This window comes from Chryseobacterium gambrini (genome assembly GCF_027920505.1).
Taxonomy (GTDB): Bacteria; Bacteroidota; Bacteroidia; order Flavobacteriales; family Weeksellaceae; genus Chryseobacterium; species Chryseobacterium gambrini.
In genome coordinates this window covers 1,315,370-1,328,168 of sequence record NZ_CP115857.1, presented here as the reverse complement: position 1 = coordinate 1,328,168, position 12,799 = coordinate 1,315,370, and the positions used below count along the sequence as shown (strand labels likewise).

At 35.4% G+C, this 12,799-nt stretch carries 8 protein-coding genes; 7 read left to right on the top strand and 1 reads right to left on the bottom strand.

The window, feature by feature from the left end; translation table 11 throughout:
- The 4 genes from PFY09_RS05845 to PFY09_RS05830 all read left to right on the top strand — a co-directional run bounded on the left by PFY09_RS05845 (position 1) and on the right by PFY09_RS05830 (position 9,553).
- Positions 1 to 2,850 carry a hypothetical protein gene (locus PFY09_RS05845; protein ID WP_271161775.1) on the top strand — a complete coding sequence of 950 codons (2,850 nt, stop codon included), beginning with the start codon at positions 1 to 3 and terminating at the stop codon, positions 2,848 to 2,850.
- 12 nt (positions 2,851 to 2,862) lie between these two features.
- A complete protein-coding gene (locus PFY09_RS05840; RefSeq protein ID WP_271161774.1) occupies positions 2,863 to 5,850 on the top strand; it encodes a PKD domain-containing protein in 2,988 nt (995 codons plus the stop codon).
- 83 nt (positions 5,851 to 5,933) lie between these two features.
- Entirely contained in the window at positions 5,934 to 8,309 is a 2,376-nt protein-coding gene (locus PFY09_RS05835; RefSeq protein WP_271161773.1) for a hypothetical protein, read from the top strand.
- A gap of 92 nt (positions 8,310 to 8,401) precedes the next feature.
- Entirely contained in the window at positions 8,402 to 9,553 is a 1,152-nt protein-coding gene (locus PFY09_RS05830; RefSeq protein WP_271161772.1) for a hypothetical protein, read from the top strand.
- A gap of 88 nt (positions 9,554 to 9,641) precedes the next feature.
- Here PFY09_RS05830 and PFY09_RS05825 read toward each other — a convergent pair whose 3' ends face one another.
- Complete coding sequence (locus PFY09_RS05825) at positions 9,642 to 10,304, bottom strand: S24 family peptidase (protein WP_271161771.1); 663 nt, start codon at positions 10,302 to 10,304, stop codon at positions 9,642 to 9,644.
- A 934-nt stretch (positions 10,305 to 11,238) separates the two neighbouring features.
- On the opposite strand from PFY09_RS05825, the gene PFY09_RS05820 reads away from it, so the two are divergent.
- From PFY09_RS05820 to PFY09_RS05810, 3 genes are all read left to right on the top strand, one after another.
- Positions 11,239 to 11,394, top strand: coding sequence for a hypothetical protein (locus PFY09_RS05820; protein ID WP_157967284.1), 156 nt, complete (start codon positions 11,239 to 11,241; stop codon positions 11,392 to 11,394).
- 353 nt (positions 11,395 to 11,747) lie between these two features.
- On the top strand, positions 11,748 to 11,918 hold the full coding sequence (locus PFY09_RS05815) for a hypothetical protein (RefSeq protein WP_157967283.1): 171 nt from the start codon (positions 11,748 to 11,750) through the stop codon (positions 11,916 to 11,918).
- Positions 11,919 to 11,966: 48 nt separating this feature from the next.
- On the top strand, positions 11,967 to 12,332 hold the full coding sequence (locus tag PFY09_RS05810; RefSeq protein WP_076394835.1) for a hypothetical protein: 366 nt from the start codon (positions 11,967 to 11,969) through the stop codon (positions 12,330 to 12,332).
- Positions 12,333 to 12,799: the final 467 nt, after the last annotated feature.

The following is a 12,799-nucleotide window of genomic DNA, read 5'->3' as shown; positions in this document are numbered from 1 at the left end:
ATGTCAGAAAATAAGCACATTAGTATACCCAAAAATATAGAAACGCAGGATCAGACCGATTTTCATTTTCTACGCAGAACAGGTATTGAATATATAGAAGGATTAGGAGGAAAACTTTGGACAGATTATAACTCTCACGATCCGGGGATTACCACACTGGAGGTTTTAAGCTACGCCATCACAGATCTTGGAATGAGGATGAATATGAATATGGAAGACATTCTTGCTTCAAACGATGCAAAAAAAGATATTCATACACAATTCCTGAAAGCTACGGAAGTTGTACCTTCCAGACCTTTAACAGAGCTTGATTACAGAAAACTCTTCATCGATATCAGCTTTAAATTCGGTCATCCGAGACCAATCAGCAACTGTTGGCTGGTTCCGAGAACCGAAACGCTGTATGTGGATTGCAAAACAGGACAGTTGGATTTTGAACCTATCGGAGAAAAGACACAACATTTTAACGTAAAAGGATTGTATGACCTTTATGTAGATTATGCCGATGATATCGACGATAGTGAGAATGAAGATTGTGACAAATCGAATGCAAGAGTAAAAATACTGGAGCGTTATCACCAGAACAGAGGTCTTTGCGAAGATCTTGTAGATATCAAAGAAATCGAAACCCAGAAAGTGGCGGTATGCGCCCGCATCGGACTTGTAAATAAAGTAGATGAGGAACTGGTTCATGCAAAGGTAATCAGAGCAATCAACAATTATCTGGCTCCGGAAGTTCATTTCTATTCATTAAAGCAGATGCTGGAAAAAGGTCTTACCACAGATGAGATTTTTGACGGGCCGATTCTCGATAATGGTTTTATTGATACTGAAGAATTGAAAGCAAGTCAGTTAAGAAGAGAAGTCCGGCTTTCTGATATCATCAGCGAGATCATGAAAATCGACGGAGTGAAAGAAATTCACGAAATTTCTATTGCTTACTGCGACAGTGCAGTGAAGCAGACCGATGACTGGATGATCTGTATTGAAAAAGGTAAAAAACCGGAGCTTTGCGATCTGAGTTCATTCAGTTACACCAAAGGTGCGCTTCCGTTGAATATCAACACTAAAAAAGTAGATGAATATCTCGAAACGTTAAGAAAAGAGGAGGAAGTACTGAGAGAAGATGCCAGACAAAATAAAGAGTTAACTCTGCCACAGGGAACTTCATACGATATCGGAAATTACGCGACTATTTTAAATGAATTTCCGGATACGTACGGTGTAGGAATTTCCGGAATCATCGGAAATCCAACTACGGAAAGAGAAGCTTTGGCAAAACAGATGAAAGGATATCTTTTGTTTTTCGATCAGATTCTTGCCAGTTATTTCAAACACCTTGAAAAAGTAAAAGAAGTTTTAAGTATCAGCGGAGGTTTAAAAAGAACGTTCTTTACTCAGGCTCTTAAAAATATTAAAGGTTTTGAAGAATTGGTTTCAGGTTATGATGAAAATGACGACAGACTTACAGATACTTTATACGAGGAGCTTGATAACAGTGTGGAACGCCGAAATGAAGTTCTGGATCATTTAATTGCCCGTTTTGCAGAAACATTCAGCGACTATACTTTCCTGATGAAATCTCTGTACGGAAAATCTACCGATGAAATTGTACTGAACAATAAAGAAACCTTCTTAAACGAATACAAATCGTTGAGCAAAGACCGTGGATTGGGCTATAATTATACATTAGATGATACCGCGAATGTCTGGAATACAGATAATATTTCAGGGGTACAGAAAAGAATTGCCCGATTACTGGGAATTAAAAATTATCAGCAGAGAAATCTTTCTCAAACACCTGTTTCGATTATTAAATTGGTAAGTGACGACGGAACGGTAAGCTATTCCTGGAAAATAAAAGATGCAAAAAGTAATATCACTTTATCATCCGTAAATTCATTCCATATCGAATATGCGGCAACTAAAAATCTGCATGAAGCCATTTACCAGACCATTCAGATAGACGAAGAAGATCTTAAAAATGCATTAGAGCTTTTACAGGAAAATCAGACTCATTATGATTTGATTGGGAATATTCAGATCCGAATGTCTGCCGGAGGGAACTATTATCTTGAAATTATGGATGACAGCCAGCCGCAAAATGTAATGGCTACCCATAAAAAGACAAATCCATACCCTTCTTTAACCGAATTAAAAAAGGGAATCGAGGAGTTGGTAAGATATTTCAAATATGATTTTACCGAAGAAGGAATTTTCCTTGTAGAGCATTTACTGCTGAAACCTGCATTTAAAGATTACAAGCTTGTGGGAGGAATCGGATGTATGTCTGTGGAAGATACTTTCAAAGTGTTTCAGGATCTTGAAGGAATCGGCAGCATGATCGTAGGAAAATCTTTTGAAGTATTTCCAAATGAGGAAGGAGATGTTCTTCCTGCAAATCCGGTAGATTATGCCGATGCTTTAATGTCTTCCTGCGAAGAAGACTGCGAATATGATGTTTTTGATCCTTATTCTTACCGTGTAAGTGTGGTTCTTCCGGGCTTTGCCTACCGTTTTCAGGATCCTGACTTCAGACGTTATGCAGAAACTGTGATCCGACAGGAGATTCCGGCTCATATTCTGGCTAAAATCTGTTGGGTGGGAGATCGTTTAAGTGAAAAACAAACCGCTCAGAACGATTTGTCTGCATTTGAAACGGCATTTAAAAAATATCTTTCGGATAAGGCAAAAAATAACCTTAACAATTTAGGAAACAGCATTCAGAATTTACTGACGGCTCTTACAAACTTAAATAATATTTACAGACCGGGAAGACTTTTAGACTGTGCTATAGAAGATAACGACAGCCTGGACGGGAAAATAATATTAGGACAATCAAACATATAAAATTGAAAAACAATGAATGCTAAATTAGATAATGTAACAACCCAATATAGAAAGTTTAACGAAAATCAGGTACTTACAGACGGGCAGTTAAATGAATTCATAGACTATTTCGAAGATCAGGACAGGCTCTCGAGAACACTTCTCAGCGGCGTAGGAATTGTATGCGGATTTAAATCCACAATTACCAGTTCTAGTCTGGTTCCGGACGTTATGGAAAAAATCGCTCCGCGAAAGGCTGAAAATGCTTTGGATACCATTGTGATTACCCAAGGAGCAGGCGTTACCACAGACGGAGATTTAATTACCCTTCGTACAGGAAAAGAGAAATCTTCAGACGTTACGATAGATTTCGATACCAAAAATTACAGATACTTCAGAGAGTATAAAGACAAAGTGAGGTATGACCATTTCCGAATCGGAGAAGAGCAGATTCCTTTATTGGAACTGGCAACCGAAGACGAACTGAAGCAAATGGAAGTTAAAGGATTAGACACAGGAAGTTTTAAAGATATTAAAACTCTGGAAAAACTGAATGAAAAAATCATCATCCTTTATCTGGAAAGCTATTCTAATGACGAGACTCCTTGTGAAGATGCCGATTGTGATAACACCGGAGCAGAGCAGGTTTCTGATCTTAAAGTGCTTTTGGCAGATTTTCAGTCTGTTTCCGATCTTATGACGAGCGGAAATGCAAAAGATACGCTGTATAAAATTCATAATTCTTACGAAGAACTTTTTGACCGTTTACCGAATATTGAAGCTAAAAGAGTGATCCTTGATCCTAAAGTTGAAACAGCAGATCAGTTAAAAAGAAAATTTCGTAACGCCATGGATTCTGTTTCGAAATTGTCCGACGGTTTTGGCGCTATTGCAGATACTTTTAAAATAGATCTCAACTTCAGTGGTTTATCGCTTTTTAATAAACTCAATACTTTATTGTCTGCATCTTCCCCAAGACTGGATGATTTTCAGTACAGATATGATCTCCTGAAAGATCTCATTGATACTTACAATGAAATAAAAGGACTGATCTTACATCTGAATGTTGAATGTTGCCCGACTATTGCTTCATTCCCTAAACATTTGATGTTGGGATATGTCGTAGGTACTATGGAATTGGGTGAATATGCAGCTTTCCGTCACGGATTCTATCATTCGTCCATCACAACCCAGGATGATGAAAATTATGAAAGATTGATGTTATTAGCCAATCGTTTTGTGCAGAAAATCAATGGATTTCAATCTTATATCGGACCGGTTAAAATTACACCGTCCAATCTTTATGTAAGGTTAGGGGAAAAAGCGATCCCATATTATTATAACGTAGATAAACCATTACTGGATAAGTGGAATTTTGAAAAGACAAAAACAGACAGAGAAACATATAATTTAAGTTATCATACTGCGAACTTATCATCAGAAGATTATGTTCAGAATCCTCTGAATTATAATATTGATAACAATGATTTCTACAGAATTGAAGGACATCTTGGATTGCCTTATGAAACAGCGGTACAGAATATTAATGATCTTAAAGTGAAGTACGGACTGGCTTTTGACGTTAGCGTTTTACTTTTAAATGACGGTAAAAAAACAGACGATGAGCCTGAAGAACCAAGAAAAGTTTCCATTGAAGAACTCAGAAATAAATTATTGTCTATTTCCAATGATATCAGCAAAGAAACTGGCGATCCTAAAAATGCTCTCCTTAATTTATCCAAATTAGACAGCGATCTTAAGTTATTGAATAAAGCTAAATTTGAAACCCCTTCCGGATCATCAGACGACGTTACGATTGTAAAAGAAGATCCCAAAAAAGAAGAAATTTCTACAGAACTTTTAAGTGATTTTTTAGAAAGAAAATCAGGCTTGGAGCATCTTTCCGGTGTAGAACCTGGCGGAACATTTGTTTTGATCGCAGAGTCGAAGGCAAACAATCAGGTTATTGCAGATTTCTCATTGTCTTATTTATGTTGTTCTAAAAAAGATCCTGTATTCTTATCATTACCTTCAGGTAAACTTTGCCAAAATGAAAAACCGGTTCTTATGACAATCGTTCCTTTGGATGGTCAGGTAAAAGCATTTGTAAACGGAACAGAAATATCCGCCATTACCCAGACCGGAGGACAAAGTTATTTTGATCCGGCATTGGTTGGCGCAGCTTATCTCGGACAAACCATTACTTTCACAGTTAATGATGATCCTGTGGATACTCAAATGGTTGTTTACAAAAAACCAGAAATCGTATCTGTAGCTTCAGGTTCTATAACATATAGCACTCCTACTACAGATCCTAACACCACAGACCCGGATGCAACAGTAGAATTTAATGTCACTGGAGATTTTACAGATCTTGATTTTACTTGGAATTTTGGTGATGGTAGCCAGATACATTATAACGAATTACCAACTAACAAAAAGACTCACACTTATAATCTTGTTTCCGGACAGGAGGAAACTTTTCATCCAACACTTACGGTAACAAACAAAAATGGATGTAGTAATGTATATGAATTGAGCCCTCTAAAATTAAAAGGACAATCAACCATTGCTTGTTTAAGTGGAATGAGGATTGTCGTTCAGTTTAGATATGGTCCAGACGGTACCCATACTTGTAATCGAGCTAGTTTTAATCTATTAGGAAACGGAGTATTGATAGAGGGTACAAAACCATATTCAGATCCTGTGATAAAAGGGAATATTCATTTAAGTAATACGAAAGGAAATCAAGACGCGGGTAATATTATTCCGGGCGGTCATCCATCAAGTAGATATAATGAAATTATTATAACGCAAGAAGAAGCGGAAGCATTAGCAGCAGGAGCGAATGAAGGATTTGTACAATTTTCACTGGATTGTGCAATGCCTCCTAGCATTGGATGTCATACAGGGGTTGCTTTTACTCAGTTATTTTTAGCAAACGATTCTACACCTATTTATTCTGGTTATCCTGATGGAAATTTCTTAGAGATCAATCCTTGTACAGGAGTGACAAGATAACAATTAAATATAGCTTCATGGATAATGTGATTGTCTGTGAAGCATATTTAAAAATCTTAACAAATCATTAAAAATGAACAATAATGAATAATCAATTAAATAATATACCGGAGAAATACCGGAGCTTTATTCAATTAAGTGATATATCGACCCAGTACCGCAAATTCAGCAAAGGACAATACATTGAGTATACTCAGCTCAATGAGTTTTTAGACTTTTTTGAGGATCAGGATCGTTTATCCAGAGTAATGCTTCAGGGAGTAGGTATAGTATGTGGTTTTAAACCTGAGCTTACCTATTCCAATAAAAAACTCAACAGCATAAAACTTTCGCAGGGAGTCGCAGTTACAACAGACGGAGATTTGCTAACCCTGAATAATACGAGTAAGGTAAGTGAAGAGTTATATGTAAGTGATTTAAAGACAATCAGCATTGATAGTAAAGAATATACTCACTTTAAAAAATACGACAATTTCAAGGTAAACTATCCTGCATTTTATGACGAAAACGGAGGACAGATTGAACTTTGGGAACTGGCGACAGTTCAGGAAGCAACTTCGGATTTTCAGCCTGTTGCTAATTTCTCAAATCTGGAAGATCAATATTTAATGCTCTATCTGGAAAGCTATGAGAAAGAAGTAAAGCCTTGTAGAGGCGTCGACTGTGACAACCACGGAATTCAGCAGATCCGAAATCTTAAAGTGTTGGTTACAAACGAACAGGGTGTTAATTATATTCTTCAAAAAGACCGTATTCAGCCGCATCCGTTATTTATAGAGGATATATTAGGCTCGGTAAAGCAGGAACGCGTTATTCTGGAAAGGCTTATTCAGGAAAAAGGAATTGAAACAAGATTTTCCTATGCAGATTTAAAAAATATGTATGCCGATGTTTTAGAAAGAAACGGCTATGGTGAGCTGGTTTTTAGAAAAATCTACGAAATTTCTAAAATGTTTGGACTTCCTGTTGCGGATCATCTTACTTTTAAAAGTGTTTTGGAAGAATGTCTTAACCTGCCGTTTGGTTTTCAGTATGCTTATGATGTGGTAAAAGATTTAACGGCTACGTATTCCGAAATCATCAAACTGCTTCCTAAGACTTTTACGAAGTGCCTTCCCGATTTTGCTTCTTTTCCTAAGCATATGATGTTAGGGAAATTAAATTCAGAAACTCAGCTGGATTCTTCAAGACATCAGTTTTACAATTCTCCGGTCTTGGATGATGAAAATGCGATGCAGAGAGTTAAAACATTAATTAGCCGTTTTAATCTGCAGGTACAAAATTTTAAATATCCAAACCGCAATGTAGAAGTCATTGGGAATGATATACCAATAGAAGCGGAATCCGCCATTAAAATCACCCCTTCTCAAAAGTCAGAATTCTTAGGGAATAAAGCAATCCCTTTTTATTACAGGATTACAGATAATTTCCTGAAAGTCTGGGATTTTAATAAAGTAAGAACTCCGGCTTTCCGAAATAATGTAGGCTATAATTCTGGTCTTTTCTCACAAGAATCTTATGTGAGAAAACCTTTAGGTTTTAACATTGACAGAGCTCCATTTTATAATATTGAGGGACATCAGGGAATGCATTATCAGGATGCATTTGATCAGATAAAAAAAATCAGAGATGAGCAACAGCTCGGATTTGATATCATGCTTTTGTCTTTCAAAGAATTATTGAAAAATAAAGATCTTTCAAAGGCGTATTTTAATGAATATATCGATAAATATTCGGGTTTAGAACACAAACACGGAGTTGAAAAAAGAGGTACTTTTATCATGGTGTATGATCATATTGGGAGAGATGAAGTTATTGTGGCAGATTTCTCGCTTCCGTACATCTGCTGTACACCGAAAGTAAAGATTAATCTGAGTTTACCTAATACAACTATCTGTGCCAAAGCGGAGAAAATTCCGTTTACTGTATTTCCTTTCAATGGCATCGTAACGGCAAATGTAGATTCTGATCTGAATGGCGGAGTACAATTAATTGATGGATTGTATTTCTTTGATCCTGCATCAGTAAGTCAGGAATTACACAACCAGCCAATTAGCTTTAGCGTTAATGGAAAATCTACTGATTGTAACATTACATTGATTACCGAACCGCAGGTGAGAATTGTTGTGGAGAAAGTTGATATTCCTGAGTCTGATTCAACAGCAACTGTTGTGAAATTCAAAATAACAGGAGAACATTTCATAGATTATCAGTACAGCTGGGATTTCCTTGATAACGGAAGTCAGGTAATTCAAAATCCGGATTCAAAAGGTTTTGTAACTCATACGTTTAATAATCTTTCTCCGAGAAAAATTCCGAACATAAAAGTAAAAGTTATTGGAGGCGGATGTGAACAGAATGTATCTCTTGAAAATTGGTACGTAGAAACTCCCATCATTATAAAAGGTATCGTCTTCGAGAAAGGAGGAGATTGTTGTGAAGGCCGTGTTCCTAAATAAATATCACAATAACGAAGGGGGGGGCTTTATTCAATTGAAAAATCAAAAAATCACCCTTTGTTTATTAAATTTAATAATATAAAAACAAAACAATGGCAGCAGAAACATGCAATATTTCGTTTAAGATAGATTACACATCTTCTAAGCCAATAAAAAGCGCAATTGCTTATTATAAAAATAAAAACGGAAGTCCGTCTAATCCATATTCCGAATACAATATAAATCCTATTCCAAGTTCTTCAGACACCGTAAAGCTTCCTTTTATTCAGGATGAAGGTGACTATGAGCTCATTGTAGAATTAATGGATGAAGATGGAGTTATAGCTAAAGAAAAAAGCTTATTTAAAATTGGAAATTGTAATCCTTCAGCTTGTGAAACACCAGTTATTAATAAAGTAGATGTACTTTCTAATGGACAAATCGTGATGGATTATACAGTCCTTAATTTAGGTTCCTGGTCACCAGAATATCAAATAGCAACAGATAGTAGTTTTGCAAAAATCGTTCACTCTAGAGTGGGATTTCAGTATAATCAAATTGAAAATATTCAAATGGATAGCGGAGATATTCCCAATGATACTGTTCTGTATATAAGGGCAAGAAAATATTGTACACCAGCAGGTACGGTTTCAGATTGGTCAAATGTTATACAATTTACATCTGGTACTTATTATCCAGTGTTAATAGCTTGGGATAATGCGGGAACAGATTTAAGTACTCATTATGATAATTCTTCAAGTGCATATCTTTATTCGGTAAGAATTTCCACTTATGAAGGTGCAATTAAAGCGACAGAATGGGAATTGACTGATGTTACTTTAGGCTCGGCTTGGGTTTTAGAAAATAACGGAAGTGGAACAACCTCTCACGCTTTTGGATTTGATCCTGTTAATCATAATTATTCGATGCGTTTAAAGGTTACTTATTCTAACGGGAAAATTTTATATAGTAATGTTATTAGCAGAGATTATAAAATTTCACAATTATACTCTTTCGGAGTAAGCTTTCATGATGATACCGCTTCTGCCTGCAGGACAACAAAAGATACTCATCTTTTAGGATTTGATACTTTAACACCCCATATTGGTTCACAATTATATAATAGTAACGGAACTCCTGTAACGGGTGGAAGCTATTCATATATAAAAATTTACAATTATGGTCAGCAAGTTGGAGATAAAATATTTTCTATTACTGGTGCAACAGGTATCTTACAAACCGATATTAGTTGTTTAATAGATTAAAAAACAATAGATATCAAGTGAAATTATAAAATAAGTCCGTTTTCACTCGTTGTGAAACGGACTTTTTATTCTATGATAATGGTTTCTATCACCTTCTGTTATTTTTACGCCTTGTACTGATGATATTGAAAAGTTTGGCTACATCTTCAAGATGGATTTCAAAATCTTCGTAATATTCATTCAGAGAATGAAGAGTGATAATGCCTCGTTCCACATCATGATTAATAATTCTTTTCACGAGAATCCCTTTTTCTTTGTGTACGATGACAAAATCCCACTTATCATAATGCAGCTTGCTCATCCAGTAATCCTGGCGGATATTTCTGCATAAAATAATATCGCCTTCAAGATAACTTTCGTAGGAGCCGTCGTCCATACTGTCTCCCCGAACTTCGAAGCACATATATTCGCCGCGGTGTTCCACATCATCACTGAAAGGAATTGTGGGTAAACTTTCTATATATTCTTCGTCCGCAAACCTACTCAGATATCCGGCTTGTGCGTATTGGTTCGCCAGCGGAACGTACATGATCTTTAGATCCGAATAAGCAATAAGCGATGCGCTGTTATTAGGTTTCTGTTGCTGTTCCTGCAGCATGTTTTTTACAAAATAAGCAGTGGTTTCCGGTATTTTTCTTTCGCCTTTTTCCCAGTACTGAACGGCTCTCGTACCAACTCCTATCGCCTCGGCGATCTCAGCCTGCTTCATTTTTAGTTTCTTTCTGATCTCTTTGAATTCTAAGTTGGTCATTTTGATATGTTTATCGTTATTTATGAAAAAATACGCAAAATATTTTTCTTTTTTATTTTGAAATACGAACAATGTTCGTATATTTGTCTCGTTGTTAAAACAGAATACGGCAAATGTACAAAAATTATCACAACAATTTAATACATATTTGATGCTTTTTAATTTTTTTGGTTTAATATAGGTTGTTAATCAAATATTTAAAATTGTTTATGTACATTTTGTTTACAGACAGAAGATAAACGTTCAGTAATACAAAACAATGTAAAAAGTGCGTTTTTATATTGATGTGAATATTTTTATTATTGATTTTAAATTCTTTTTTCCGAAAAATGTGCATTTTTTAAACTGGTAATGCGAACATTTGCTGTTTTGTTTTAACGACCATAAACACAGACCGTTGAAAATGTAAGACAAAGCTGCTGTTCAGATTATAAAATATCGATTCATTATAACTGTCAGTAGTAATTTAAAGACATTCCAAAGCGGAGAATCTGAGTTTGCAGAAAGAAATTCATTTTTTAATATGAATTTGTTTAAACTTTTTTAAATAAAGAGATTCTTGTTGGAAGAAGCAAAGACTCAAGATTTTATTGTTCTCAAATCTTTTGAGGCGCAGGAAAATCCAAGATTTTCAATAAGGATTGATGCTTAATTTTATTGCAGATAAAATTCTTGCGCCTTTACTATTAAGTTTAAACAAATTGTATATGAAGATACTTTTCGCATACGAAGGAAAATAAAATTCAGGAAGACAGGCCGATGAAACTGCGCCGGAAAACACAAGAAGCCGACTTCTGAGAATTAAAATCAAACAACATCATTAAACATCTTTTTCAGAGGCAGAATTTAAGCCTTTGCAGGATTTTATTGACTCAATTGATCAAAAAAGACACGAAAAATTATTTTATTAAAACAACTTTTAACCTTTTTAAAAATGAAACGTAGTAAAGAACTTGTAGAGAAAAGAAAAGACTTTGTCAACGATTATGTAAAACGCAATCAGGACAAGCAAATGAAAGTTATTGTAACCGAACTTACGGAGATGCTGTTTTTGTCGGAAAGAACCATTTACAACATCATTCAGGAGTAAAACGGAAAAACAAAAGTCATTAAAGATCCGCATTTCGTGCGGCTTCCTCAGGACAATCTTTTAAAACTGATCCATCATCACAAAAAATTAGAGCCGGAAAATTATATTCTAAAAAGCTTAAGACCAAGCAACCGCACAGTTCAGTGCTTCTAATTCAATCTGTTCCATCAGATCAATAAAAGATTGTCTTTTCGTTATCCATTTAATTTATAGAGAATTACAGCAAGGTAAAAACTGTTTTACTTTCCGGAACGATGCTTTTAAGGCTAAAGACGAGCCTGCAATACAGTAGTTTCGAAAGTAACAGGAAGAAATTGAAAATTAAAAATCAGCATTAATAAATTTTGGTAGTCATGGAAAAAGAAGAGAACAAAAAAATTAAAGAAAACTTAGAAAAATTTCAGGATCCCGATAGAGACATCAGTGATCTTATAGACGAGCTGGCTTACCTCAGCGAAAACGAAAACATCGAAACGAGCAGAAAATTTCTGGATGATATGTATATGCTCGATCAGGACGATTAACAACTTAGCGTTGTGAAAAATCAATTTTAATGAATAATAATATGAAGAATGAATTTAGATAGTATAAAAGCCCTCCTCATCGGAACTGCCATTGCATTTTCGGGAGGACTGTTAAGAGTATTGATCTCCATACAGAACAAAGAAAAAAAGAGGCCTTGGGAACATATCATCACCTTAATTATCGTGATTATTGTCGGTTTCACCATGAGCTATGTCATGAAAAGTGCCGAACTCCACAACAAATGGTATTCTACAGGAATATTGTTTGTACTCGGTTATGGCTACGACAAGTTCCTGAAAATGATTACCACCAATCTTCCTAACTGGATTGATACTACCATGAATCTTTACATCGGAAACCAGCCAAACAGACAGCCTGAAGAAGAAAAAGAGAAGAAAGAAGAGATAAAATAAAGAACAAAGAAATCCTCCGAAGCAGGACAAATATCAAAAACAATTAATTATTGTTGTTAAAAACCAACATCTGAAAACGTCATTACATGAAGCAGGCTAAACTCCTTTAAAATACTATTTTAATCTTGTGTACTAAGCTTTAGGAAAAGTGTGTTGGAATAAAATTGTAGTGCAGTAAGGCTAAAATATAGTGTATTGGAGTATGGAACGAGTGAGCAGTAATAAAAATGTACTGTAGTAAGCTTAAAATGTTAAGCAGTAAGCAGTAGAAAAGGTGAGCAGTAATAAAAATGTACTGTAGTAAGCTTAAAATGTTAAGCAGTAAGCAGTAGAAAAGGTGAGCAGTAATAAAAATGTACTGTAGTAAGCCTAAAATGTTAAGCAGTAAGCAATAGAAAAGGTGAGCAGTAGTAAAAATGTACTGTAGTAAGCCTAAAATGTACTGTGGTAAACAGTAGAAAAGGTGA